The following is a 25,268-nucleotide window of genomic DNA, read 5'->3' as shown; positions in this document are numbered from 1 at the left end:
CCAGGTCAGGTGCGAAAATCGAAATCATCCGGTATCCGGTTGAATGCGATCTTGGCCCCGACATAGGGCGCGGTCTTCACGGGCATATGGCCGAAGGACACCGTATCCTGGCCGTATTTCTGGTTCAGTTGATCGAGCGCACCGGACAGTTGTTCATGCCGCCGACGCTTGCTGGCGGATGGTGCCGGTACAGGTTTGTGACCAGCCACCTGCGGCTGCTCATCTGCTGCTGTTGCGGCTGCTGGCGCGAACAGCTCGCCCTGCACCGCATCCATCGGGCTGATCCGGTGCAGCATGACCCCGACTTTTTTCAGTGCGGTATCCGGCGTGATGCCAAGCGCCAGCTCCATGCGGTCCCAGAGCCGATCCACCGCCGTGGTCAGCGCCACCACATCATGCACCGCACCGCCAAGATCCCAGCTCCCGGCCCAGCGACGGCCATCGACAAACCGGACCGACAGATCGAGCAGCCCGGCGACGCGGTTCTGGTGCCGCAAGCGGCTGCCTGCCTTCTGGGCCAGACGCCGGGCAATGGGCCGGGCATTCGCCGGAATACGGGCATCCAGCGGCAGGATATGGCTGTGGCCGACCATCTTGCCACTGCTGTTGTAATCCTCCGGCACCGGATAGCCATGCAGGCGATACCAGAGCCGCTCGCCCTCGACACTGCGCCAGATCGCCCGCAGCTGTTTCGGACTGCTGCGCCAGAGATCATCGATGGTGGCAATGCCATTATCGGCCAGCCGCCTGCCGATGCCGCCCCCGACCCCCGGCAGGTCATTGAGTTTCAGATCGTATAAACGTTGCGGCAGATCATCGGCGCGGAGCAGCACCAGACCATCGGGTTTCTGCAGTTCGGTCGCCACCTTGGCCAGAAACCGGTTCGGACCGATACCGATGGAACAGGTAATCGCCGGGCTGAAGGTCGCGAGCAGGTCACGCTTGATCGCATGGGCAATCTCGTACACCCGCTCGACCGTACCTTCATTGGCCTTCAGCGCGCAGACGAAATCATCAATGGAATAGGCCTCATAAACCGGCACATGATTTTCGATCACCTGTTTGATCTGGCGATGAATGCGGACATAGAGGTCATGCTTCGCCTCGCGAAACACGATGCCGGGACAGAGCTGGCGTGCCTCCGCCACCCGCGTGCCGGTTCTGATGCCATGGCGCTTGGCAATCCGGCAGGCGGCAATGACCGACCCCGAATTGCCCATGATCGGCACCACGGCAACCGGCCGGTCACGCAGTGCCGGTTCCAGATGCTGCTGCACACTGGCGAAAAAGCTGTTCAGATCGACATAGAGCCAGCGCGGGTCATTGACCGGATGAAACGCGGCAGTGGCATGAGGATCGGTGAACATGTGCAGTTACGGGCATAAGTTGAAACCGCCCGAACCATAACCCGATGCGCAGGACTCAACAAGAACAAAAAGCGAACAAATGCACCCTAAGCCTTGCCGAAGCCGCCACCGCCGGGGGTTTCGACGATGAACACATCGCCGGTATCCATTTCCACCGTCTGGGTGCTGGCCAGTTCCTCGACCGTGCCGTCCTTGCGACGGACCGATGTGCGACCGAGCGCACCCGGCTCACCGCCTTCAAGCCCGAATGGCGGTACCTTGCGCCGGTTCGACAGGATCGAGGCGCGCATCGGCTCAAGGAACCGCACCGCCCGAACCGTGCCATCACCGCCGTGATACTTGCCCTTGCCGCCGGAGCCATCCCGGATGGCAAAGCTCTCGAGCAGCACGGGGTAACGCAGCTCCAGCACTTCCGGGTCGGTCAGGCGGGAGTTGGTCATATGGGTATGAACACCGCTGGTACCGTTGAAGCCACGGCCATTATGCCGCCCTGCCCCGGCCCCGCCGCAGATCGTCTCGTAATACTGGTAACGGTCATTGCCGAAGGTGAAGTTGTTCATCGTCCCCTGTGCCGAGGCGAGAACGCCAAGCGCGCCGAACAGACAGTCGGTGACGCATTGGGACGTCTCCACATTCCCGGCAACTACGGCAGCCGGATGATGCGGGTTGAGCATCGAGCCTGCCGGAATACGGATGGTGATCGGTTTCAGGCAGCCGTCATTGAGCGGAATATCCGCCTCGATCAGAGAGCGGAAGACATAGAGCACTGCCGCCCGACACACCGCCGAGGGTGCATTGAAGTTGTTGTCGAGCTGATCGCTGGTGCCAGTGAAATCCACCACCGCCTGCCGGGCATCATGGTCGATGGTCACCGCTACCTGCACCTGTGCGCCATTGTCGAGATGCACCGTATGGGTGCCATACTTCAGACTGCCCAGCACCTCACGGACCAGCCGTTCGGCATTGTCCTGCACATGGCCCATATAGGCACGCACGGTGGCGAGACCGAACTGGTCAACCATCTTGCGCAACTCCGCGACGCCCTTTTCATTGGCGGCGATGTGGGCTTTCAGATCGCCGATATTCTGCTCGATATTCCGCGCCGGATATCTGGCACTGGAGAGCAGTTCCGTGACCTCATCCTCAAGGAACCGGCCCTGATCGACGAGTTGGAAGTTGTCGATCAACACGCCTTCCTCGTCGATATGCTTCGAGTGCGGTGGCATGGAACCGGGGGTCATGCCACCGATATCCGCATGGTGCCCGCGCGACGCGACATAGAACAGCAGTTCAGCCCCCTCACGGTCGAAAACCGGGGTGATGACCGTAACATCGGGTAAATGCGTGCCGCCATTATACGGATCGTTCAGCATGAACACGTCACCGGGCTTCAGGCTGTCGCCACGACGCGTGATGATCGCCTTCACACTCTCGCCCATGGAGCCGAGATGCACCGGCATATGCGGGGCATTGGCCACCAGATCGCCCTGCAGGTCGAAGACGGCGCAGGAGAAATCGAGGCGTTCCTTGATATTGACCGAATAGGCTGTGTTCTCGAGCGTCACGCCCATCTGCTCGGCGATTGACATGAACAGATTGTTGAACACCTCGAGCAGCACCGGATCGGGCCCGGCATCGGCATCACCGGACAGCGCCACCTGATCGGCGCGCGGCTGATAGCGTTTCATCACCACCGCACCGGATGGCATAATCTCCGCCTGCCAGCCCGGCTCGATCATGATGGTCGAGGTATCCTCAAGCAGGATAACAGGCCCCTTGACGGTACTGCCGACCGGCAGATCCTTGCGCTCATAGATCGTGGTATCGCGGTGCTTGTCCTGACAATACACCCCCGTCACGGTCAGCGGTGGCGGCAGCGGCAGGCCGCCCATGCGCTTGCCACCGGTCGCATCATCAACTGTCGCCGTGGTGCCGGAGGCACCGATTGCCTCGACCGCCACCATCTCGACGATCAGATCACGACCATCCATGGTGAAACCGAATTGCTGCTGGTGCAGGCTGTGGAAGTCCGCGGCCATGCCCTCGGCATCGCCAAGCGGCACAGCGAGTGATTTATCAGTGCCGGCATATTTCAGATGCAGGCGGGTCTGGACCGAGATCAGGTCCGGCGTCACACCCTGATCGCGCAATTCCTGTGTTGCCTCATCGGCCAGTGCCCTGGCCCTGTCCTCGGTGCGGGCGAGCGTATCCGCATTCAGCACACCCTCGATCGAGCCTTCACGCAGGGAGCGCAGATCGGCGAGGCCCATACCATAGGCGGAGAGCACACCGGCATAGGGGTGCAGCAACACGGTTTCGATACCGAGCGCATCGGCAACCAGACAGGCATGCTGGCCGCCAGCGCCGCCGAAGCTGTTAAGCGCATAGCCGGACACATCATGACCACGCTGCACCGATACCTGCCGGATCGCATGGGCCATGTTGTCGACGGCAATCCGCAGGAACCCGGCGGCAACCTCGACCGGCGCCCGGCGTGTACCGGTCTGCTCGGCGATTTCCTCGGCCAGCGCGACGAATTTCTTGCGCACCACCTCGGCGTCCAACGGCTCATCACCCTCGGGACCGAAAACACGCGGGAAAAAGCTGGGCTGCAGTTTGCCGAGCATGACATTGCAATCGGTAACCGTCAGCGGCCCGCCACGGCGATAGCTGGCCGGACCGGGATTGGCCCCGGCACTCTCCGGCCCGACCCGGAACCGGGCACCGTCGAAATGGCAGATCGAGCCACCACCGGCAGCAACCGTATGAATGCTCATCATTGGCGCACGCATCCGCACCCCGGCCACCGCCGTCTCAAAGGTACGCTCATAGACACCGTCATAATGAGCAACATCGGTGGAGGTCCCCCCCATATCGAAGCCGATGATCCGGTTGAAGCCATAGGCACGGGCGGTTTCCACCGCTCCGACAATACCGCCCGCCGGGCCGGACAGAATACAGTCCTTGCCCTGAAAACGGTCGGCATCAATCAGCCCGCCATTGGACTGCATGAACATCAGGCGCGGTTGTTCACCATTCTCGCGCTGCAGTTGTCCAGCTACCTGATCCACATAGCGACGCAGGATCGGCGACAGATAGGCATCGACCACCGTGGTATCGCCCCGGCCCACCAGCTTGATCAGCGCGCTGACCTCATGGCTGACCGAGACCTGATCGAACCCGGCCTCGCGGGCGATGGCGGCGGCACGCTGCTCATGATCGGGATAGCGATAGCCGTGCATGAAGACGATGGCACAGGCATTGAAGCCGTTGTCCTTGGCCGCGGCCAGACCGGCGCGCAGGGCATCCTCATCGAGCGGGGTCAGCACCTCGCCCTGTGCCGTCACCCGCTCGGGCACTTCGAGGACATCAGCGTAAAGCAGTTCCGGCAACTCAATCGCCAGATCGAAAATCCGTGGCCGCGCCTGATAGCCGAGGCGCAGGGCATCGCGGAAACCTTCCGGCACGATCAGCAGCACCCGTTCGCCCTTGCGCTCGAGCAGCGCATTGGTGCCAACGGTGGTGCCCATCTTGACCACCTCGATCTTGTCCGCCGGAATATCGGCCTCATGCTGTACCTCGAGCAGATCGGCGATCCCGCGAATGGCGGCATCCTTGTACCGCTCCGGATTTTCCGACAGCAGCTTATGGGTGGTCAGGGTGCCATCGGGTTTGCGCGCAACGATGTCGGTGAACGTGCCACCGCGATCAATCCAGAACTGCCATTTGGTCATGAGGAACCGAGAGTTGGAACCAGTGTGAAGACACCTTCACCTGTACCCGCCAAACCCGCGTAACGCAAGCGGGTCAGACGCCGCAACGCAGCATCGCGAGCCGCCTGGATCAGTATGGCAGCACGACAAAACTCAACCGGTGGTAGGCCCGCTGGGCACTGCCGATACCATCGGTTGAAGAGACGATATACTGCCCCGGATCGAGCACCATGACACAGCGATACTGGCCATCGAGCACGCCATTGGTGTTCGGGGCGGCATTGACGCAGTCGCGACCATTGACCTTGATCCCTGCTGCCGGGGGCAGGCTGATCCGTTCCTCCCCGCGCACCGGACCGATTGCGGCATCGGCAATCAGATAGCCACGCTGGCTCAGACCGAATTGCTGACTGTTCACAATCGCCTCATTTTTGGCCAATCCGGCATAATGCAGGGCCAGCGGCAGGGCAATCGGCTGCCAGACCTTGTCCTGACAGACCAGTATCTGGTTCGTGTTATCAAGCGAGATTGCCAGCGAGCGTTCCGGCGCGCACTTGGCCCCGGCAACCGCGCTGGTATTGTCCGACTGGACGGGCTTGGGCGCGGCGGCGGCCTGAACCGGCACCGGTGGTGGTTGAGGTGCTGCCTGTGGAGCAGGTGGCGGAGCAGACGTTTGGATAGACGATCCACCGGCATCATCATCAAAAAAGAAGAAACTGCTGTTGCTGCGTCTCGGCAACTGGTCGATGTCATAGGAACGGCCCAGAATACCGGACACGGAACGCTCGGCTGGATCGTTGACCGCACGGTTGCGGTCCCGGATTTCCTGACTGCGTTGCCGCTGGCGCTGGATGATGCTGCTGACCCCGCGCCCCTGGGAACCGGCCAGACGGTCTTCTGTTGTCGGCAGTTCCTCATACTCGTCCCGGCGGCTCGGAATATTGACCGCATAGCTGTTCACATAGACCCCGCCGCCCTGTCGGTAATAGGCGATCATGGCCAGATTGCCCCGCCCCAGCCGATATTCCGGCGGAAACTCGCGCAACGGGATTTCCCAGCTGCCATAGGCACCGTTCAGATGGGTGCCATCAATGGATATGCCGCCAGCCTCGGCCCCGGCGATTGATATGATCCGCCCGACCTCACTGGCCGAAAGCTCCTTGCCGCCGCTGGTAACGGTCAGCAATTCAAGGGTCGGGAGCGGTTTCTCGCCATCGGTGCGACGGATCAGCAGCCGGTAGCTCTGGTCATAGGGGTTGGGTCGCAAAACCCCGTTCTGCACCATGAAGTCGGGCACATAACCCTCAGCCGCCAGCAGCGAGGGCGGTATTTCCGTCACCCCGCCCCGACTCACCTCGGCCAGCACGGCACCAAAATTATCCCGCAGATAGCGCCGGGCCGCGTAATGCACAATCCGGTGCTGCTGGGCGGTAACGGCAGCCTTTTCGTAATTGAACTGGCTGACCTGCAATGTGGTGATGATGGCGAGACCGCTGGCGACAATACCAACGCTGAGCAGCCCCTCGATCAGGGTCAGACCGGCCTGATGGCGTCTGAATACCGGAGAATGCCGTCTCGAGAACAGCGATCTGAGAAAGGACATGGGGCGCAAGCTGTGATTGTACCGGACGCTCATAAACAGTTTCGTATCATATCCGCATCGCTGCAACAGCGCATCTTTCTGATCCGACCGGGAAAATTGCGCGTGGCCTTGGCCAGAGCGGCAAATACAGGATATGCTGACCAGTGTTCCATAAGGGGTATCCACCCGCACATTATCAGTATTGGTTTCCCATGGTTGGTTTTCTGGCAAAAGTTGCCCTCAGCGCCGGTGCTTTCGCATTGGCCGGTCCGCTCTCCTATGTTCTGAAAGCCGCCTTTGACGGGACGGTAGAAGGCGCCACCGCCCTGATCACCGGTGAAGACCCGGAGGCCGACAGCAACCCGCTCCGTGGTGCCCTGCCGATTACCGATCTGAGCACCGAAGACCAGTTGGCGTTCTTTGTCGGTGCCATTACCCTGATCGCCAAGATGACCGCCGCCGATGGTGACAGCACCTTTGATGAGGTGCGGGTATTCCGTCAGGTATTCCGCATCAATGGCGAAAACCTCGATGATGTGGCCAAGATCTTCAATGCCGCCAAGCAAAGCAGCCTCGATTACGAGGAATTTGTCGAGCAGCTGGTGGAAATCTTCGGACCGCGCCATGAAACCCTCGACGCCCTGCTCGATGCGCTGTTTGCCATTGCCTATGCCGATCATGTGCTGACCAGTTCGGAGCTTGAATTTCTGCGCTCGATCGCCACCGGCTTCGGGCTGAACAAGGTCGAGTTCGATCAGCTTTGCGCACTTAATGATGCCCGGAAAACCACCGATCCCTACATGGTTCTCGGTGTCCGCAAGGTACAGAGCACCGTGGAAATTCAGGACGAGTACCAGCGCCAGATGGCCCGTTACAGCCCTGATGAGCTGACCCGTCAGGGCCTGCCCAATGCCTTTGCCGAACTGGCGGCCCTGCGCATGGAACTGCTGACCGAGGCGATGGAGCGCATACTGACCGAGCGGGATGTGAGCGGCATGGCCGAAGGCGAGACACCAACCGCCTATTTCGAACGGGTATTCCCGATTGCCAATGCCGGGTTCAAGGGCTTTGGCGTCGGCAAGGACCCCCGTTATGCCGATGAGGCCGAACGCGAGGCATGGCGCGCCCGTAACCAGAAGCGCCGATAGGCAAGCGCCCGACGGTGCCCCCAAGCGACTATATATCCCATCCCTCGCCCAATCTGGATGACCGCCCGGATGGCACGGCAATCGACCATCTGGTGCTGCACTATACCGGTATGAAGACCGGCGCGGCGGCACTGGAGCGCCTGTGCGATCCTGACGCCAAGGTTTCGGCCCATTACCTCGTTGAGGAGGATGGCCAGATATTCCAGATGGTCGATGAGGCCAAACGCGCCTGGCATGCCGGTGTCGCCAGTTGGCGCGGTGCCCGCAATATCAATGCCCGCTCCATCGGCATTGAAATCGTCAATCCGGGCCATGAACATGGCTACCGACCGTTCCCGGCAGAGCAGATCAGCGCCGTCATCGAGCTGTGCCGGGACATCCTTGCCCACCATGACATTCCGGCTCGCAATATTGTCGGACACTCTGACATAGCACCATGGCGCAAGGAAGACCCCGGCGAACTGTTTCCATGGGCCAGCTTCGCCGCTGCCAGCATCGGCCTCTGGCCGGGGACAGGGGCATCGGCAGAAGGCATGGATGCGATCGAGGCACTGACCTCGATCGGCTATCTGACCATGGAACCGTCAAGCACGGAACTGGCGATTACCGCCTTTCAGCGCCGGTTCCGGCCTGCGCTGTTGAATGGCATTGCCGACCCGGAAACCACCGGCCTGATCCATGCCTATGCTGCGCTTTGCGGGATCGACGCTGCCTGAAAACATCGCTATGGTGCGCCACCGCCAGATGGCTGGATGATCGCATGATCGGCCTTGTTGCCGGTCCTGAGGAAAGTCCGGGCTCCACGGAAACACGGTGCCGGGTAACACCCGGCGGGGGCAACCCTAGGGAAAGTGCCACAGAAAACAAACCGCCTGCCTCGTGCGGGTCAGGGTGAAAAGGTGCGGTAAGAGCGCACCGCGACTTCAGCAATGCGGTCGGCATGGTAAACCCCACCGGGAGCAAAACCGAATAGGGATGGCCGGATGGGGCGCCTCGGCGCTGCCATCGGACGGGTTTTCGCGTCGCTATCCGGGTTGGTTGCTCGACGCAGTCAGTAATGGCTGTGCTAGATGAATGATCATCCAGAGGCAGCAATGCCTTGGACAGAACCCGGCTTACAGGCCATCTGGCGGCCTTGCCTTCCACCCGCACATCACCACCATGGGATTTTATGGGCAGACCCGATCCCATCGCGCTCTTATGAGATCAAAATAGGAACATTAAGCGAACAATACCGGTTATAATCTGAATAAATATGCATTCAATCATTTCAAAACCCGTTTTGTTCTATTCAAAGTGTTTGAATATCTACTTCAAAACCGCAGAAAAACTGCCGTATTTACTATCAGATAAGTTGACGACCCATAATTTCCCATGATATCCCAAGATATCCCGGCGAAACGGATGGCAGGGGAAGGCAGCCCTTAACTGGGCAACATCCGGATCGCAGCAACGGGACAGAATGCGGAGCAACCAGCCATAGCGGCTTTTTGGTGGGGAACGGGCTGATGGCCCTCTTTTTGGCCACACACCACAATCGGGTAGATAAGAAGGGTCGTGTATCGGTCCCGGCCCAGTTCCGCACGGCCATTGCTGGCCAGAGTTTTCAGGGCATCGTCGTGTTCCCGTCGCACAAGGCGACCGCGCTGGAGGGTTTCTCCATGGGCCAGATGGAACAGCTGTCCTCAAGCATCGACAGCTTCGACCTGTTCTCCGACGCTCATGACGATCTCGCCACCACCATGTTCGGCAGCTCCGTGCCGCTGCCATTCGACGGCGAGGGCCGGATCGTCCTGCCGAAAGAATTATGTGCCCATGCCGGCATCACCGATGCCGTTGCCTTTGTCGGTCTTGGCAAAAAGTTCCAGATCTGGGAGCCGGAAGCCTTTGCCAGACATCAGGCCGCCGCACAGGAGCGGATGCGCAAGGCCGGACAGACCGTCCCCCAATCAAAAAGTCAGGATGGTGGTCAATGAGCACAGATGCGCCACACATCCCGGTTCTGCTTGATGCCGTCCTGAGTGTGATGCCCTGTGCCGCTGATAAAGTCGTTGTTGACGGCACCTTCGGCGCAGGCGGTTACAGCCGCGCCATGCTGGCCGCCGGTGTCGGCAAACTTTATGGCATCGACCGTGACCCGAGCGTTCAGACCTTCGCCGCACCGCTTGCCGAACAGTACAAGGATCGCTTCACCCTGCTGCAGGGACCGTTCAGCGACATGGAAAGCCTGCTCGCTGCCGAACAGGTCGAGAAGGTGGACGGCATCGTCCTCGATCTAGGCGTGTCCTCGATGCAGCTCGATCAGCCGGAGCGCGGCTTTTCATTCCGCTTCGACGGTCCGCTCGACATGCGCATGGGCGATACCGGCCCGACCGCCGCCGATATCGTCAATGATCTCGAAGAAACCGAACTGGCCAACATCATCTACAACCTCGGCGAAGAGCGTCGCTCCCGTCAGGTCGCCAGCGCCATCGTCCGCGCCCGCGCTGAAAAACGTATCGAGACCACCTTTGAACTGGCTGAAATCATCCGTCCGGTCGTGCGCAAGGGCGCCAGCCGGAAGGCCGCCGAAAAGATCGATCCCGCCACCCGCACCTTCATGGCCCTGCGTCTCTATGTGAATGACGAGTTGGGTGAAGTGGAGCGGGCGCTGAGCGCTGCTGAAAAAATTTTGCAACCAAACGGCGTTCTGGCGGTTGTGTCATTTCACAGCCTCGAAGACAGGCTGGTGAAACAATTTTTCAGAAACCGCTCCACGCCCCAAGGCAGCGGCTCTCGACATCTCCCTGCTCCAATCGCCCATCCCCCCATGGGCACGCCCCCCCTCAAGGGGCAGGGAGATGTCAACTTTCTCCAGACATTCCGGTTCGACAAGGATCTCGGCGGCTCCCGCGGGATCACCGCCAATGATGCAGAGCTCGAGCACAACCCGCGCGCCCGGTCCGCCCGGCTGCGCGCGGCGATCCGCACCGATGCCCCGGCACGGGAGATGGCAGCATGAGCAACCAGAACAATATCCGGTTCAGCACCACCATGTGCACCAGCCTGATCCTCGCCGGCCTGATCGTCATTGCCGCCAGCACCATGATGACCGTCGCCCAGCGGGTCGAGAAACTGCGCGACCAGCAGGCATCACTGACCAAGGATATCGAACGCGAACGCCGGGCGCTGCACATGCTGCACGCCGAATGGGCGCATCTCAACCAGCCGGAGCGCCTGCGCGATCTGGCACTTGCCGTTACCGATCTGCGCCCGCTTGAGCCGGCGCAGCTCGTGTCGGTTACCTCACTCGCAGAAACGCTTGAGGAAATCGAACACACGCCGACTGCACCACATTGCGCGGGTCTGGAGCCACCGGCCCGCAAACCGACCGTGGACAGCAACGGCATCCTGCTTGTCACCTATGGGTTAGGAGGGGATCCCATATGAGCGCGACCATCTGCCAGAATGGCCATAACAGCATGAAACTGGACGCCATGCGCCGACATTACGGCGCCCAGCACCATGCTGAGGACCAGCTCAACAAACCACAGCTATTGCCACAGCGTGCCAGCGCCCAAGCAAAGAGCGCCAATGTGCAGGCCAAGCCTGCCATCTCCGGCATCGCCGATTTTGCCGGTCAAAAAACCCTGTCCTGCCACCGCATCGACGGCACCGACCGTCCGGCACTGCAACGGGCCCGCAAGCGCCTGATGCTGGCCGGGACCGCCTTTGCCTGCGCCATGGCCATTATCGCCGGTCGCCTCGTGGATGTGGCCCTGACCAAGAACGCGGAAGGCAACCACATCGCCTCCCCGCTGCATGGTGATTTCCGCGCCGATATTGTGGATCGCAACGGCGTGCTGATGGCAACGCAGGTTCAGACCGCTTCCCTGTTCGCCGATCCGGCCAAAGTGCTCGACCCGGCGGATACCGCGGCACAGCTGGTGCGCGTCCTGCCCGACCTGAACGCAGAGCGCCTGACCAAGCGCCTGTCCAGCGATGGTCGCTTTACCTGGATCAAGCGCCACCTGACCCCGGAACAGCACGCCGCGGTGCACCGTCTCGGTCTGCCCGGCATTGATACCCGCGAGGAAACCCGCCGGTTCTATCCGCAGGGCAACAGCTTTTCCCACCTGCTCGGCTTCACCTCGATCGACAATGAAGGCCTTGCCGGGATCGAACAGGAATTCGATACCCGCCTGACCAGTGAGAGCGAGCCGTTGAAACTGTCGGTCGATACACGGGTTCAGGATATTCTCCGCCGCAAGCTCGGCGATGCCATGCTGAAGCATCAGGCGGTGGGTGCCACCGGTCTGGTCATGGATGTGCGCACCGGTGAGGTGGTGGCCATGGCCTCCCTGCCCGATTACGATCCGATGCGTCCAGCCGAAGCCCCTGCCGACCACCGTTTCAACCGGGCGGTTCAGGGTGTTTATGAGCTTGGCTCGACCTTCAAGATTTTCACCTCGGCCATGGCGCTCGACAGCGGTCGCGTCACCATGCGCGACGGCGTCGACACCACCGACCCGATCCGCGTCGGCCGGTTCACCATTTCCGATTTCCACCCGCAATCACGCTGGCTGTCGGTGCCGGAAATCTTCATGTACTCGTCCAATATCGGTACCGCGCGCCTCGCCATGGCGGTCGGCACCGAAGGCCAGCAGAAGTTCCTCAACAACCTCGGCCTGACCCAGCGCCTGTCGGTTGAACTGCCGGAAGCGGCCAACCCGATCGTGCCGAAGACATGGCGCGATGTCAGCACCATGACCATTTCCTACGGCCACGGTATTGCGGTCACCCCGATGCACCTGACCAGCGCGGTCAGCGCCATGGTCAATGGCGGTGTCTGGAATGCGCCCACAATTCTGGCCGCAAACAGCCCCGACAACACCCACAAGCTGCCATCACATCGTGTCATTTCCGAGCAAACCTCGGCTCAGGTGCGTCAGCTGATGCGTCTGGTGGTCGAGCACGGCACCGGTGGCCGCGCCGATGCCGACGGCTATCTGGTTGGCGGCAAGACCGGCACTGCCGAGAAAGCCGTCAATGGCCGCTATGCCGAGCGTTCGCTGATCTCTTCTTTCGTTGCGGCCTTCCCGATGAATGACCCAAAATACGTCGTGTTGGCGACCCTGGATGAACCCAAGGGAACCAAAGACACATATGGCTACGCGACAGGTGGCTGGGTTGCCGCCCCGGTCGTGTCCCAGGTGATTGCCGAAATGGCACCGATCCTTGGCTTGCCGCGTGTCAACGCCGACGACCCGAAGGTCCGTCGCGCACTTGATATCCGTTTCGACGGTCCGGTCATCGAGAACGAGCCGGAGCCGACTCCACTTAGAGGAACCAGGCTTGCGTCCTACTGATGTGATGACAGCAATTGTGGATTACATACGTCGTATCGACGGTCAGGATTTTTCTGTGGAAAGCGGGGATAGTTTGCCCGAAAACACCACCGGAAGAATTACCATCGAGAGCGTCACAAGTGACAGCCGCCGGGTAACCCCCGGCGCGCTTTTTTGTGCCATTCCGGGCACCCTGACCGATGGCCGCAACTTTATCACCCAGGCCGCCGAAAAAGGCGCCAGCACCATTCTTGCCCCGACCGGCACCGACTGGCCCAGCCTCGACCAGCGTGTCACCCGTCTGGAAACCGACCAGCCACGCCGGGTTCTGGCGCTGGCCACCGCCGCCTTCTATGGCCGCCAACCGAAACACATGGCTGCCGTTACCGGCACCAGCGGCAAGACTTCAACCGCGCTGTTCACCCAGCAGCTGCTCAGCCTGTTCGGACACAAAAGCGGCAGCCTCGGCACGCTCGGCCTGCGCGCTGACGGATTCCCGGAAACCGAGGCACTGACCACCCCGGCACCGGAAGATTTGCACAAGCTGCTGGCTGAGGTCGCCGATGCCGGTATCGATTACTGCGCGATGGAAGCATCGAGCCACGGCCTCGACCAGTATCGCCTCGACGGCGTGCAGATTCAGGCGGCGGGCTTCACCAATCTGGGCCGCGACCATCTCGACTACCACGCCGATGAGGCGGAATATTTCGCTGCCAAGGCACGCCTGTTCAGTGACCTTCTGGCCAAGGACGGCACCGCGGTTATCAATGCCGACAGCAGCTATGCCCCGGCCTTGCGCGAGATTGCTGCCAAGCGCGGCATCAGCGTGGTTGATTACGGCTTTGCCGCCCGCAACCTGAAACTCCTGAAAGCAACGCCGCACACCACCAGCATCGAGCTGGACCTGTCGATCAATGGCACCGAGCGGACCATTTCCGTACCGCTAGTTGGCGCGTTTCAAGCCCATAACGTCCTGTGCGCCCTCGGCATGGCCATGGCGCTCGATCCGAGCGTGCGGATCGCGGCGGCACTGGATGCCTGCACCAAACTCAAGGGCGCGCCCGGTCGTATGGACCATGTGGCGACCCATACGAGCGGCGCCCCGATCTTTGTCGATTATGCCCATAAGCCCGATGCCCTCGAGGCCGTGCTGAAAGCGCTTCGCCCGCACACCGAAAACCGGCTGGTTGTGGTGTTCGGCTGTGGCGGCGACCGGGACAAGGGCAAGCGTCCGGTGATGGGCGAGATTGCCGAACGGCTCGCAGACCGGGTTTTTGTCACCGACGACAATCCACGCGGTGAGGACCCGGCAACAATTCGCCGCGAAATCCTCGAAAAGTGCAGAAATGCAACGGAAATCGGCGACCGGCGTGCGGCAATCGCAACAGCGATTCGCGATCTTTCGGCAGGGGACATTCTGGTTATTGCCGGAAAGGGTCACGAGACCGGACAAAAGATCGGAGACGAGATTCTACCTTTCAACGACACAACAACCGCCCAAGAACTGGCCGGGGAGCAAAGACAATGATGCGCAAAGCGCCAAGACCAGTCGTCCTCTGGACGTCCAACGAAGTAGCACAGGCTGTTCGCGGCATCTGTGAAATCTATTGGGAAGCCACCGGCGTTTCCATCGACAGTCGCACAACCAAGCGTGGCGACCTGTTCATCGCCCTCGATGGCGAGAATTTCGACGGTCACGACTTCGTTGCCGATGCCTTCGTCAAGGGCGCATCCGCTGCCATCGTCAGCCATATCCCGGATGATGTGCCTGAAGACTGGCCGCTGGTGGTTGTCGAGGACACCTATCAGGCGCTTGAGGACCTTGCCCACATCTCACGCCACCGCAATCAGGGGAAGATGATTGCGCTGACCGGTTCCGTTGGCAAAACCGGTACCAAGGAGGCGCTGCGCCTCTGCCTCGGCGCACAGGCACCGGCCTATGCCAATGAAGGCAACCTGAACAACCACATCGGCGCACCGCTCAGCCTGACCCGGATGCCGGAAGACACCTTCTACAATGTCTTCGAGCTGGGTATGAATCATGCGGGCGAGATCGAGCCGCTGTCGAAGATGGTCCAGCCGGATATCGCCATCATCACCAACGTCCATGATGTGCATATCGAATATTTCGAGAATGAAGAGGGCATCGCCGATGCCAAGGCCGAAATCTTTGCCGGTCTCGGCCCGAACGGTACTGCCATCATCAATGCCGATAACCAGCATTACGCCCGCCTTCTGGCCCATGCCAAAACCCGCGGCATCAAAAACATCCTGACCTTCGGCTCTGACCGCAGCTGCGACGCCTATGTCGTTGATGCCCAGTCCCATGCCACCTCCAGCGCGGTATCCGCCGTGGTCAATGGCGAACGCCTGATCTACAGCCTGTCCGTGCCGGGCATGCACCTTGTCATGAACAGCCTCGCGGTGCTGCTGGCCGCCTCTGCTGCCGGTGCCGACCTGCCGACCGCGGCACGGGCACTCAGCTATCTGAAGCCGATCAAGGGCCGTGGATCACGCAGCCGCGTCGCCACCCCGTTCGGCGCCTTCACCCTGATCGACGAGAGCTACAACGCCAGCCCGATCGCGGTCCGTGCCGCGATCAATGTTCTGGACCGCACCGATCCACAGCCCGGCGGTCGCCGCATGGCCGTGCTCGGCGACATGCTGGAACTGGGTGATACCGGTCCAGCGGCTCATGCTGGCCTCGCCCGCGACCTGAAACGCGCCGGGATCGAGACCGTCCATTGCTGCGGCCCGCTGATGCACCACCTCTATGAGGCACTGCCACCCCATATGCGCGGCCATTATGCGCCTGACAGTGCAACCCTCGCCCCGCTCGTTGCCAATGACGTGATGAGTGGCGATGTGGTGCTGGTCAAAGGCTCGTTCGGCAGCCGGATGAAGGCTGTAGTCGAAGAACTGACCGCCATGTCGGATGAACAGCCGATGTTCCACACCTCGACGGCAATTGCCGTCAATGATGCTTGATGGTGTCTAAAGGAGACCCAGAGACGCCATGCTATACAACCTGATCACGCCTTTTGCGGGTGATATTCCATTAGCCAACCTGTTTCGGTATCTGACTTTCCGGACCGGTGGCGCGATTATGACCGCACTCGTGATCAGCTTTGTTTTCGGACCGGCGATTATCCGCTGGCTGCGCTCGAAACAGGGCGAAGGCCAGCCGATCCGCGAGGACGGCCCGGAAACCCATTTTGTCAAAAAAGGCACCCCCACCATGGGCGGGACCATGATCCTGCTCGGGATTGCGGTCTCCACCCTGCTTTGGGTTGATCTGACCAATATCTATGCCTGGGTCGTGCTCGGCGTGACCATCGGTTACGGCATGCTCGGCTTCGTCGATGACTATCTGAAACTGACCAAGCGCAACACCAAGGGCATGCCCGGCAAGGTCAAGCTGCTCGGTCAGTTCTCCATAGCCTTCATTGCCGCGCTGATCTTCACCATGGTTACCGAAGCGCCGCTCGATACCGGTCTGGCCATTCCATTCGTCAAGGACTTCCTGCTCAATCTCGGCATCCTGTTCGTGCCCTTTGCCATGTTCGTGATTGTCGGATCGTCCAACGCCGTCAACCTGACCGACGGCCTCGACGGCCTAGCCATCGTCCCGGCGATCATCGCCGCCATGTGCTTCGGCCTGATCGCCTATCTCACTGGTAACGCGCTGTTTGCCGACTATCTGCAGATCCACCACGTTCCCGGCGTCGGCGAACTGGCGATCTTCTGCGGCGCGCTGATCGGTGCCGGTCTCGGCTTCCTCTGGTTCAACGCACCACCAGCCATGGTGTTCATGGGCGATACCGGCTCACTCGCCATTGGCGGCGCGCTCGGTTCCATCGCCGTGATCACCAAGCATGAGCTGGTACTGGCGATCATCGGCGGACTGTTCGTGCTCGAAACCGTCTCCGTGATCGTGCAGGTCGCCTCGTTCAAGCTGACCGGCAAGCGGGTATTCCGCATGGCCCCGCTGCACCACCATTTCGAGAAGAAGGGCTGGCACGAGCCAACCATCGTTATCCGGTTCTGGATCATTGCCACCATTCTGGCCTTGATCGGCCTCTCGACCCTGAAGCTGCGGTGATCGAATGATGACAACAGCACCAGACAACCATATCGCCATCAGCAGCAACCGCCCCGTCGCCGTGATGGGGCTTGCGCGTTCCGGCCTCGCCACCATCCGGGCGCTGAAACGCGGCGGCAGCGATGTTATTGCCTGGGATGACAATGCCGACCGGCGGGCCGAGGCAGAGGCACTCGGTGCCAATATCCGCGATCTGCTCGAAACCGATTTTACCGAGGTAGAGAGCCTGATCCTCGCCCCCGGCATTCCGCTGACCCACCCGGCGCCGCATCCGGTGGTAGTGAAGGCAGAGGCCGCGAATACCGAGGTGATCGGCGATATTGAGCTTCTGTACCGCGCCCAACCGGCGGCACGCCATGTGGGCATCACCGGTACCAACGGCAAATCCACCACAACCGCCCTGATCGGTCATATCCTGAACCAGCAGGCCGAGGCTGGAAAGCACGTACAAGTCGGCGGCAATATCGGTATGCCGGTGCTCGATTTCAACCTGCCCGAACCGCGCGATCCGGTGGTGCTCGAGCTGTCCTCGTATCAGCTCGACCTGACCCGTAACGCCGTGTTTTCGATTGCCTGCCTGCTCAATGTCACCCCGGACCATCTCGACCGGCATGGCGATATGGAGGGCTATATCGCCGCCAAGAAACGCATCTTCCGTCGCGGTGCCATGCCGCAGGATGCGGTGATCGGCATCGACAGCGCACCGACCGTCACCATCGCCAGCGAGCTTGAGAAAGCCGGACACTGGCGGGTTACCCGCATCAGCAGCGAAGGCCGGGTCGAGGGCGGTGTCTATGTGCTCAACGGCGTGTTGTATGACGATATTGACGGGCTGGATGAGGCGGTCTGCGACCTGATGCCGATCGAAACCCTGCCCGGTCGACACAACTGGCAGAATGCCGCTGCGGCCTATGCCTGCTGCAAGCGCCTCGGCCTTGATGCCGAAACAATCGCAACCGGTCTCGCCAGTTTTCCCGGTCTGGCCCATCGCCAGCAGATCGTTGCGCGCTACAAGCGGATCAGCTTCGTCAATGACAGCAAGGCGACCAATGCCGATGCCGCGTCCAAGGCGCTCGGCTCATACCCGCGTATTTTCTGGATTGCCGGTGGCAAGGCCAAGGATGGCGGATTGAGCGGGCTTGAGGGCCTTATGGACCGGGTACGCCATGCCTATCTGATCGGCGATGCCGCCAATGATTTCGGTGCATGGTGTGAGGGCAAATGCGCCTACACCATCTGCAAGACCATGGACAAGGCCGTGGCCGAGGCGACCGCGCTGGCCGTAAATGAGCGCAAGGAAAGCGTAGTTCTGTTGTCCCCGGCCTGTGCCAGTTTTGACCAGTTCGACAGCTTCGAGCATCGCGGCGATGTCTTTGCCGCGACGGTGACCAGTGTCATCCGCACCCGCCAGCAAATGATGGAGGCCCAGCAATGAGCGCCACCAGCATGAGCCACACCCACGGCATCCCGTCCAACCGGCAGCCGGTCAATTCACAGCTCTCCATGTGGTGGTTGACCATCGACCGCTGGCTGCTGAGCGCCCTGATCGGCCTCGCCCTGTTCGGGGTTCTGGTGATTGCCGCCGCCAGCCCGGCGGTTGCCGAGCGCATCGGCCTTGCCAGCACCCATTTCCTGAAGCGCCACCTGATCCTGCTGCTGCCGACCATGGCGATCATGATCGGCCTGTCCTTCCTCAGCCCGCGCGGAGTTCGACGCGCCGGGCTGCTGCTGTTTTTCGGCGCGCTCGCCATGCTGATCATCACCCCCTTCACCGGTGATGCGATCAAGGGTGCAACCCGCTGGGTACGGATTGCCGGGTTCTCGCTGCAGGCATCCGAATTCATGAAGCCGGCCTTTGCCATCGTGGTCGCCTGGATGTTTTCGATGCAGCAGAAGGGCGAGGGCTTCCCGGGCAATATTGTGGCCATGGGCATCTGTGTTGTGGTGGCCTCCCTGCTGCTGGTTCAGCCAGATCTCGGCCAGACCTTTGTGCTGATGAGCATTTTCGGCGTGCAGTTCTTCCTCGCCGGACTGCCGATTCTGCTGGTTGTCTGCCTCGGCGTGCTCGGGCTTGGCGGCCTTGTCGGTGCCTATTTCACCTTCCCGCATGTGCAGAGCCGGGTTGACCGGTTCCTTGATCCGTCGAGCGGCGACACCTTTCAGGTCGAGCGCTCCCTCGCCGCCTTCCGTCACGGCAGCTGGTTCGGTACCGGCCCGGCGCAAGGCGAGGTCAAGCATCAGTTGCCCGATGCCCATGCCGATTTCGCCTTCTCCGTACTTGGCGAGGAAATGGGGCTGATCGCCTGCATGCTGTTGCTGATGGTTTTCGCCTTCATCGTCATGCGCGGCTTCTACCGGGCCAGCAAACAGCCCGACCTGTTCGTGCTGCTGGCCACCTCCGGCATCCTGACCCAGTTCGGTATGCAGGCGCTGATCCATATGGGTTCTGCCCTGCACCTGATGCCGACCAAGGGTATGACCCTGCCATTCATCAGCTATGGCGGTTCCTCGCTCATCAGCCTCGGTATCGCCATGGGCTTCATGCTGGCCCTGACCCGCACCAAACGGGCCATCCCGCTGAACATCCGGTTCCAGCCAAATGACAGCGACTGGGATGCAGCCACCACCGACCGTTCGGAGGTGCGCTCATGAGCAGGAATGTGCAGCAACAACCGATCATGCTGGCCGCCGGTGGCACTGGGGGACACCTGTTCCCGGCTCAGGCGCTGGCCGAAACCCTTATCAAACGTGGCTATCGCGTGATCATGGTCACCGACCGTCGCGGCCTCAATTTCGGTGATAATCTGGCCGCGATCGAGGTCCGCCATGTTCAGGCCGCCGGGCGCAAGCCGGGCCTCAAAGGGTTGCTCCGCATGGTAGTGAAAATGGGCCTCGGCTATGCACAGGCCCATGCCATGCTGATGAAGACCGATCCGGCGATCATCGTCGGCTTCGGCGGTTATCCATCCATGCCAACGGTTCTGGCCGCCCTGCATCAGGGCCGGTCTGTCATGCTGCATGAACAGAATGCTGTCCTCGGTCGGGTCAACCGCATGTTTGCCAGCAAGGCCAAGGCCATCGCCACTGCCTTCCCGCGTCTGGAACTGTTGCCGAAAGATGCGGCAGCGCTGACCCAGACCGGCAATCCGGTACGCGCCAATATCGCCAGCCTGCACGACGAGCCATATACCGCACCGGGCGAGGATGACCCGCTGGAGGTGCTGGTGATCGGCGGCAGTCAGGGTGCCACCGTGTTCAGCGAAATTCTGCCCGCAGCGGTTGCCAAACTGCCCGATCATCTGCGCCGCCGCCTGCATATCACCCAGCAGGCTCGCCCGGCGGATATTGAGGAAGCACGCTTCGCCTATGCGCAGATCAACCAGCGTGTCGAGCTGCAGACCTTCTTCACCGATATGCCGCAGCGCCTTGCCGCCGCACATCTGGTCATTGCAAGGGCCGGTGCTTCCACGGTATCGGAGCTGACCGCTGCCGGACGTCCGGCCATTCTGGTCCCCTATCCGCACGCAATGGACGACCACCAGCACAAGAACGCGACCCAGATGGTCGAGCAGGGTGCCGCCTGGCTGATGCCGCAGGACGGCTTTACCGCCGATGCGCTCTCGGCCCGGCTTGAGGCACTGCTGACCAATCCGCAGAAGCTGGCCGAAACTTCAGCCAATGCCCGTGCCGCAGCCCGTATCGATGCCGCCGACCGGCTGGCCGATCTGGTGCTGGCCACTGCCGGGATCGGTGCTGCGGAAAATAGTCAAGAAACCGCCGCAAAGCCGTCAAAGGATCAACCTGATCAGGCACTAATGGAGATGGCATCATGAGAGCTATTCCATCCAATATAGGTGCCCTGCACTTCGTCGGTATCGGCGGTATCGGTATGTCCGGTATTGCCGAAGTCCTGCACAACCTCGGCTACACGGTTCAGGGGTCGGATATTGCCGACAGCGCCAATGTCAAACGGCTGCGCAATCTGGGCATCGAAATCAATGTGGGTCACCGGGCGGAAAACCTCGGCGATGCCATTGCCTGTGTCATTTCCTCTGCCGTGAAGGCTGACAACCCGGAAGTGGTTGCCGCCCGTCGCGCCCGCGTGCCCGTGGTACGCCGCGCCGAGATGCTGGCCGAGCTGATGCGCCTGAAATGGTCGGTCGCCATCGGCGGCACCCATGGCAAGACCACGACCACATCACTGGTCGCAGCGGTCCTGGAAGCAGCCGATCTTGACCCGACTGTCATCAATGGCGGCATCATCAATGCCTATGGCACCAATACCCGGCTTGGTGATGGCGACTGGATGGTGGTCGAGGCGGATGAGAGCGATGGCACCTTTATCCGGCTGCCCGCCACCGCTGCGGTTGTCACCAATATTGATCCGGAACACATGGATCACTACGGCGATTTCGATACGCTGCGCCATGCCTTTGACCGGTTTATCCTGAACCTGCCCTTCTATGGTTTTGCCGCCGTCTGTATCGACCACCCGGAAGTGCAGGCGATGATCCCGCGCGTGGCTGACCGCTGGGTTGTCACCTATGGCTTCTCGCCACAGGCCGATATTCGCGGCATTGATCTGCGCAGTGATGCCAATGGCACCCGTTTTACTGTCCAGATCAGCGAGCGCGCCGGTCGTGACGGTGAGGAAGGCGAAATCCGCGACCTGTTCCTGCCGATGTATGGCGACCATAACGTCCAGAATGCCCTCGCCGCCGTTACCATTGCCCATGAGATGGGGATCGACGCCAATGCGATCCGCAAGGCCTTTACCGGCTTTGGCGGGGTCAAGCGCCGCTTTACCACCACCGGAATCGTCAACGGCATTCGCGTAATCGATGATTACGGCCATCATCCGGTCGAAATCGCCGCCGTACTGAAAGCAGCGCGTCAGGCGGTCGGCGCTGGCAATGTCATCGCCGTGGTGCAGCCGCACCGCTATACCCGCCTCGCCGATCTGTTCGAGGAATTCTGCACCTGCTTCAACGATGCCGATGCGGTGATCGTCGCCGACGTCTATGCCGCCGGTGAAGACCCGATCAAGGGCGCTGACAAGAACAGCATGGTCGAGGGCCTGCGCATGCACGGTCACCGCGATGTGCAACCGCTTAAAGATGCCGCCGCCCTGCCGCAGGTGATTGCCGGGATGGCCAAGCCGGGTGATCTCGTGGTCTGCCTCGGTGCCGGTAATATCACTGCATGGGCCAATGATCTGCCAAGCCAGCTCGAAACCCTGTTTGATGAGCCGAACGCTCAGGGGAGTGCCTCATGATGGCAGCCCAACAAACACAACAGGCGGATTGGCGCGATACCCTGCCGGAACTGCGCGGTCGGGTTAAATATGATGCCCCGATCGGTGCGATGACCTGGTTCCGGGTCGGCGGTCCAGCCGAGTTGCTGTTCCGCCCGGCGGATACCGATGATCTCGCCGCCTTCATCCGCGCCGTGCCCTCGGAAGTCCCGGTTACCGTGATCGGTGTCGCCTCGAACCTGCTGGTGCGCGATGGCGGCATTGACGGCGCGGCAATCCGGCTCGGTGGCGGTTTTGCCAACATCACCGTCGACGGCGATGTGGTCGAGGCCGGTGCCGGTGCCCTTGACCTCAATGTGGCGCTGACCAGCCGTGACGCCGGGCTGACCGGCCTTGAGTTTCTGGCTGGCATTCCCGGCACCATCGGCGGTGCCCTGCGGATGAATGCCGGTGCCTATGGCGGCGAGACGAAAGATCACCTGATCGAGGTCGAGGCCGTAACCCGCACTGGCGAGATCATCCGCGTACCGGCAGCCGAGCTTGGCCTTGCCTATCGTCACAGCGATGCCCCGGCGGACTGGATTTACACCCGCGCTTGGTTCCGTGCCACGGCGGGTGACAAGGACGCCATCGCCGCCCGGATCAGTGAAATTCAGTCGGCACGTGCACAGACCCAGCCGATCAAGTCCCGTACCGGCGGCTCCACCTTCGCCAACCCGGATGGGCACAAGGCATGGCAACTGGTCGATCAGGCCGGGTGCCGCGGTCTCAAGGTCGGCGGGGCACAGGTATCCGAACAGCACTGCAACTTCCTGATCAATACGGGCGACGCCACGGCTGCCGATATCGAGGCGCTGGGCGAGGAAGTTCGTCGCCGGGTCAGGGAAACATCAGGGATTGAGCTCCGCTGGGAAATCAAACGGATCGGCAATCCGATCCGGTCAGGAGAAAGCGCATGAAATCTATGCCGCAAAACAAGGATATCGTTGTCTTGCTCGGTGGCTGGTCTGCCGAACGTGAAGTATCGCTGGTCAGCGGCAAGGCGATTGCCGATGCACTTGAGGCACGTGGCCATAAGGTGCGCCGTGTCGATGTGACCCGTGATCTCGAAAAGCTGCTCGCCGATCTGACGCCGAAACCCGATGTTGCCTTCAACGCGCTCCACGGTCAGGGCGGCGAGGATGGCGTTATTCAGGGCGTATTGGAAATGCTAGACATTCCCTATACCCATTCCGGTATTGCCGCCTCGGCCATCGCCATGAAGAAGCCTGACAGCAAGCGCATCGCCTCTGCCGCCGGTCTCAATGTGGCGGAAGCACAGGTGCTGACCAAGGCCGAGATCATGGCCGGTGAGATCACACTCGAGGCACCTTACGTCATCAAACCGGCAGCCGAAGGGTCAAGCGTCGGCGTGTCGATCATCAAGCCGGGACAGAACGACCTCAAACTGGCGCATGGCGATGATGACACCATGTATCTGGTCGAGAAGTTCATCCCCGGTCATGAACTGACCGTCGGTGTGATGGGTGACCGCGCCCTTACCGTGACCGAGATTTTCCACGAGGAAGGCTTCTTCGACTATCTGGCGAAATATACCGCGGGCAAAGCAACACACGTGATCCCGGCCCAAATCCCGAAAGAGATCGAGACCGCCGCCATGGAACACGCGCTGGCAATCCACCGCGCCCTCGATTGCCGCGGGATCAGCCGGACCGATTTCCGCTGGGATGATACCAAGCCCGGCACCGAGGGGCTGATCTTCCTCGAGATCAATACCCAGCCCGGTTTTACCCCTGTCAGCCTCGTCCCGGAACAGGCCGATCATATCGGCATCCCGTTCGGTGAGCTGTGCGAATGGATATTGGAGGATGCCCTATGCCGCGTGTAGCCAAGACCAAATCCAAAGCGAAACAGGGTGACGGCAAGCAAGCATCCATCTGGAAACAGAATCTGGGCAACTGGTATCGCGGCCAGATCGCCCGCTGGCGTCGTCCGCTGACCATTACCGCCTTCTGCCTGCCCGTGCTCGGCGCTGTTGCCGGAGCCGGATACTGGGCAGTTGCCAGCGGCTGGGCCGCACGCACCCAGAATGCCGTCACGCATACGGTGCTGAACTGGACCGCCGATATGGGTTTTGCCGTAGCTGATGTCCGGGTTGTCGGGCGCAGTGAGGTATCGAGCGAGACCATCCTCGCGATCCTGAATGTCCGCCCCGGCGACCCGATCCTCGGTTTTGATCCGGATGAGGCTCGTTCGCAGCTTGAACGCCTGAGCTGGGTTGGTGCGGTTACCGTCCGGCGCGAACTGCCGGACCTGATCCAGATCCGGCTGGTTGAGCGCACCCCGGCTGCCCTCTGGCAGCGGCAGGGCGAGATTTCGCTGATCGATGCCGATGGCAATGTGCTCGACACCGCCGATGTGCGCGACTACCGCCATCTGCCACTGCTTGCCGGTACCGGCGCGGCCAAAAAAACCCGTGACCTGTTCGGCGTACTGGCCAGCGCGCCGGAGATTGCGGAGCGGATGGTAGCCGCTGCCTGGATCGCCGATAGACGCTGGGATATCACACTCGACAACGAAGTTGTGGTCCGGTTGCCGGAAGACGATCCAGCAGGTGCATTGACCCGGCTGATGCGAGTAAATAACGACCACGATCTCCTGACCCAGGACATCGTCAGTATTGATCTGCGTGTTGATGACCGACTGGTTGTCGAAACGCCTTCGGCTGAAGTGGCCGAGGCGATCAACCCGCAGGAAGGCATTTAGAAAATCAGG

At 61.1% G+C, this 25,268-nt stretch carries 19 protein-coding genes and 1 other RNA gene; 17 read left to right on the top strand and 3 right to left on the bottom strand.

Annotated features, from left to right (window positions below; genetic code table 11):
* Positions 1-5 precede the first annotated feature (5 nt).
* The 3 genes from CBB62_04115 to CBB62_04105 all read right to left on the bottom strand — a co-directional run bounded on the left by CBB62_04115 (position 6) and on the right by CBB62_04105 (position 6,683).
* A complete protein-coding gene (locus CBB62_04115; protein OUT41527.1) occupies positions 6-1,367 on the bottom strand; it encodes a hypothetical protein in 1,362 nt (453 codons plus the stop codon).
* A gap of 86 nt (positions 1,368-1,453) precedes the next feature.
* Positions 1,454-5,101 carry a 5-oxoprolinase gene (locus CBB62_04110; protein OUT41526.1) on the bottom strand — a complete coding sequence of 1,216 codons (3,648 nt, stop codon included), beginning with the start codon at positions 5,099-5,101 and terminating at the stop codon, positions 1,454-1,456.
* Positions 5,102-5,210: 109 nt separating this feature from the next.
* The gene (locus tag CBB62_04105; protein OUT41525.1) at positions 5,211-6,683 is read right to left on the bottom strand and encodes a hypothetical protein; all 1,473 of its coding nucleotides are present in this window, start codon (positions 6,681-6,683) and stop codon (positions 5,211-5,213) included.
* 191 nt (positions 6,684-6,874) lie between these two features.
* Between CBB62_04105 and CBB62_04100 the strand changes: the two genes are divergently transcribed.
* The 17 genes from CBB62_04100 to CBB62_04020 all read left to right on the top strand — a co-directional run bounded on the left by CBB62_04100 (position 6,875) and on the right by CBB62_04020 (position 25,259).
* Positions 6,875-7,810 carry a hypothetical protein gene (locus CBB62_04100; protein ID OUT41524.1) on the top strand — a complete coding sequence of 312 codons (936 nt, stop codon included), beginning with the start codon at positions 6,875-6,877 and terminating at the stop codon, positions 7,808-7,810.
* Positions 7,807-8,526 carry an N-acetylmuramoyl-L-alanine amidase gene (locus CBB62_04095; protein OUT41523.1) on the top strand — a complete coding sequence of 240 codons (720 nt, stop codon included), beginning with the start codon at positions 7,807-7,809 and terminating at the stop codon, positions 8,524-8,526. The genes CBB62_04100 and CBB62_04095 overlap by 4 nt, the downstream gene beginning before the upstream one ends.
* A 24-nt stretch (positions 8,527-8,550) precedes the next feature.
* An RNA gene (gene rnpB, locus CBB62_04090) (RNase P RNA component class A) lies at positions 8,551-8,944 on the top strand.
* A gap of 374 nt (positions 8,945-9,318) precedes the next feature.
* Entirely contained in the window at positions 9,319-9,786 is a 468-nt protein-coding gene (locus CBB62_04085) for a cell division/cell wall cluster transcriptional repressor MraZ (GenBank protein ID OUT41522.1), read from the top strand.
* Entirely contained in the window at positions 9,783-10,811 is a 1,029-nt protein-coding gene (locus CBB62_04080) for a 16S rRNA (cytosine(1402)-N(4))-methyltransferase (GenBank protein OUT41521.1), read from the top strand. Before CBB62_04085 ends, CBB62_04080 begins: the two co-directional genes overlap by 4 nt.
* Positions 10,808-11,239, top strand: a complete 432-nt coding sequence (locus tag CBB62_04075) for a hypothetical protein (protein OUT41520.1) — start codon at positions 10,808-10,810, stop codon at positions 11,237-11,239. The genes CBB62_04080 and CBB62_04075 overlap by 4 nt, the downstream gene beginning before the upstream one ends.
* 47 nt (positions 11,240-11,286) lie before the next feature.
* Entirely contained in the window at positions 11,287-13,158 is a 1,872-nt protein-coding gene (locus tag CBB62_04070; protein ID OUT42638.1) for a hypothetical protein, read from the top strand.
* 4 nt (positions 13,159-13,162) lie between these two features.
* Complete coding sequence (locus tag CBB62_04065; protein ID OUT41519.1) at positions 13,163-14,665, top strand: UDP-N-acetylmuramoyl-L-alanyl-D-glutamate--2,6-diaminopimelate ligase; 1,503 nt, start codon at positions 13,163-13,165, stop codon at positions 14,663-14,665.
* Entirely contained in the window at positions 14,665-16,125 is a 1,461-nt protein-coding gene (locus tag CBB62_04060) for a UDP-N-acetylmuramoylalanyl-D-glutamyl-2, 6-diaminopimelate--D-alanyl-D-alanine ligase (protein ID OUT42637.1), read from the top strand. Before CBB62_04065 ends, CBB62_04060 begins: the two co-directional genes overlap by 1 nt.
* Positions 16,126-16,153: 28 nt before the next feature.
* Complete coding sequence (locus tag CBB62_04055; protein ID OUT41518.1) at positions 16,154-17,239, top strand: phospho-N-acetylmuramoyl-pentapeptide-transferase; 1,086 nt, start codon at positions 16,154-16,156, stop codon at positions 17,237-17,239.
* 7 nt (positions 17,240-17,246) lie between these two features.
* Positions 17,247-18,674 carry a UDP-N-acetylmuramoyl-L-alanine--D-glutamate ligase gene (locus tag CBB62_04050; protein ID OUT42636.1) on the top strand — a complete coding sequence of 476 codons (1,428 nt, stop codon included), beginning with the start codon at positions 17,247-17,249 and terminating at the stop codon, positions 18,672-18,674.
* Positions 18,675-18,685: 11 nt separating this feature from the next.
* On the top strand, positions 18,686-19,891 hold the full coding sequence (locus tag CBB62_04045; GenBank protein ID OUT42635.1) for a cell division protein FtsW: 1,206 nt from the start codon (positions 18,686-18,688) through the stop codon (positions 19,889-19,891).
* Positions 19,888-21,072, top strand: coding sequence for an undecaprenyldiphospho-muramoylpentapeptide beta-N-acetylglucosaminyltransferase (locus tag CBB62_04040; protein OUT41517.1), 1,185 nt, complete (start codon positions 19,888-19,890; stop codon positions 21,070-21,072). The genes CBB62_04045 and CBB62_04040 overlap by 4 nt, the downstream gene beginning before the upstream one ends.
* A complete protein-coding gene (locus tag CBB62_04035; GenBank protein ID OUT41516.1) occupies positions 21,069-22,514 on the top strand; it encodes a UDP-N-acetylmuramate--L-alanine ligase in 1,446 nt (481 codons plus the stop codon). The genes CBB62_04040 and CBB62_04035 overlap by 4 nt, the downstream gene beginning before the upstream one ends.
* Complete coding sequence (locus tag CBB62_04030; protein OUT41515.1) at positions 22,511-23,452, top strand: UDP-N-acetylenolpyruvoylglucosamine reductase; 942 nt, start codon at positions 22,511-22,513, stop codon at positions 23,450-23,452. Before CBB62_04035 ends, CBB62_04030 begins: the two co-directional genes overlap by 4 nt.
* Complete coding sequence (locus CBB62_04025; protein ID OUT41514.1) at positions 23,449-24,381, top strand: D-alanine--D-alanine ligase; 933 nt, start codon at positions 23,449-23,451, stop codon at positions 24,379-24,381. The genes CBB62_04030 and CBB62_04025 overlap by 4 nt, the downstream gene beginning before the upstream one ends.
* On the top strand, positions 24,348-25,259 hold the full coding sequence (locus CBB62_04020; protein OUT41513.1) for a hypothetical protein: 912 nt from the start codon (positions 24,348-24,350) through the stop codon (positions 25,257-25,259). Before CBB62_04025 ends, CBB62_04020 begins: the two co-directional genes overlap by 34 nt.
* Positions 25,260-25,268: the final 9 nt, after the last annotated feature.

Origin of the sequence: Micavibrio sp. TMED2 (genome assembly GCA_002168225.1) — a bacterium.
Lineage (GTDB): Bacteria > Pseudomonadota > Alphaproteobacteria > TMED2 > TMED2 > TMED2.
Note: the sequence above shows the minus strand (reverse complement) of the source record. Positions and strands in the feature narration are given on the sequence as shown.

Bases quoted from the DNA above. Each gene is read 5' to 3' on its own strand.
- CBB62_04025 (OUT41514.1), top strand. From the start codon at position 23,449: ATGAAATCTATGCCGCAAAACAAGGATATCGTTGTCTTGCTCGGTGGC.
- CBB62_04065 (OUT41519.1), top strand. From the start codon at position 13,163: ATGACAGCAATTGTGGATTACATACGTCGTATCGACGGTCAGGATTTT.
- CBB62_04040 (OUT41517.1), top strand. From the start codon at position 19,888: ATGAGCAGGAATGTGCAGCAACAACCGATCATGCTGGCCGCCGGTGGC.
- CBB62_04030 (OUT41515.1), top strand. From the start codon at position 22,511: ATGATGGCAGCCCAACAAACACAACAGGCGGATTGGCGCGATACCCTG.
- CBB62_04020 (OUT41513.1), top strand. From the start codon at position 24,348: ATGGATATTGGAGGATGCCCTATGCCGCGTGTAGCCAAGACCAAATCC.
- CBB62_04075 (OUT41520.1), top strand. From the start codon at position 10,808: ATGAGCAACCAGAACAATATCCGGTTCAGCACCACCATGTGCACCAGC.
- CBB62_04080 (OUT41521.1), top strand. From the start codon at position 9,783: ATGAGCACAGATGCGCCACACATCCCGGTTCTGCTTGATGCCGTCCTG.
- CBB62_04060 (OUT42637.1), top strand. From the start codon at position 14,665: ATGCGCAAAGCGCCAAGACCAGTCGTCCTCTGGACGTCCAACGAAGTA.
- CBB62_04035 (OUT41516.1), top strand. From the start codon at position 21,069: ATGAGAGCTATTCCATCCAATATAGGTGCCCTGCACTTCGTCGGTATC.
- CBB62_04050 (OUT42636.1), top strand. From the start codon at position 17,247: ATGACAACAGCACCAGACAACCATATCGCCATCAGCAGCAACCGCCCC.
- CBB62_04100 (OUT41524.1), top strand. From the start codon at position 6,875: ATGGTTGGTTTTCTGGCAAAAGTTGCCCTCAGCGCCGGTGCTTTCGCA.
- CBB62_04070 (OUT42638.1), top strand. From the start codon at position 11,287: ATGCGCCGACATTACGGCGCCCAGCACCATGCTGAGGACCAGCTCAAC.
- CBB62_04045 (OUT42635.1), top strand. From the start codon at position 18,686: ATGAGCCACACCCACGGCATCCCGTCCAACCGGCAGCCGGTCAATTCA.
- CBB62_04105 (OUT41525.1), bottom strand. From the start codon at position 6,683: ATGTCCTTTCTCAGATCGCTGTTCTCGAGACGGCATTCTCCGGTATTC.
- CBB62_04110 (OUT41526.1), bottom strand. From the start codon at position 5,101: ATGACCAAATGGCAGTTCTGGATTGATCGCGGTGGCACGTTCACCGAC.
- CBB62_04085 (OUT41522.1), top strand. From the start codon at position 9,319: ATGGCCCTCTTTTTGGCCACACACCACAATCGGGTAGATAAGAAGGGT.
- CBB62_04115 (OUT41527.1), bottom strand. From the start codon at position 1,367: ATGTTCACCGATCCTCATGCCACTGCCGCGTTTCATCCGGTCAATGAC.
- CBB62_04055 (OUT41518.1), top strand. From the start codon at position 16,154: ATGCTATACAACCTGATCACGCCTTTTGCGGGTGATATTCCATTAGCC.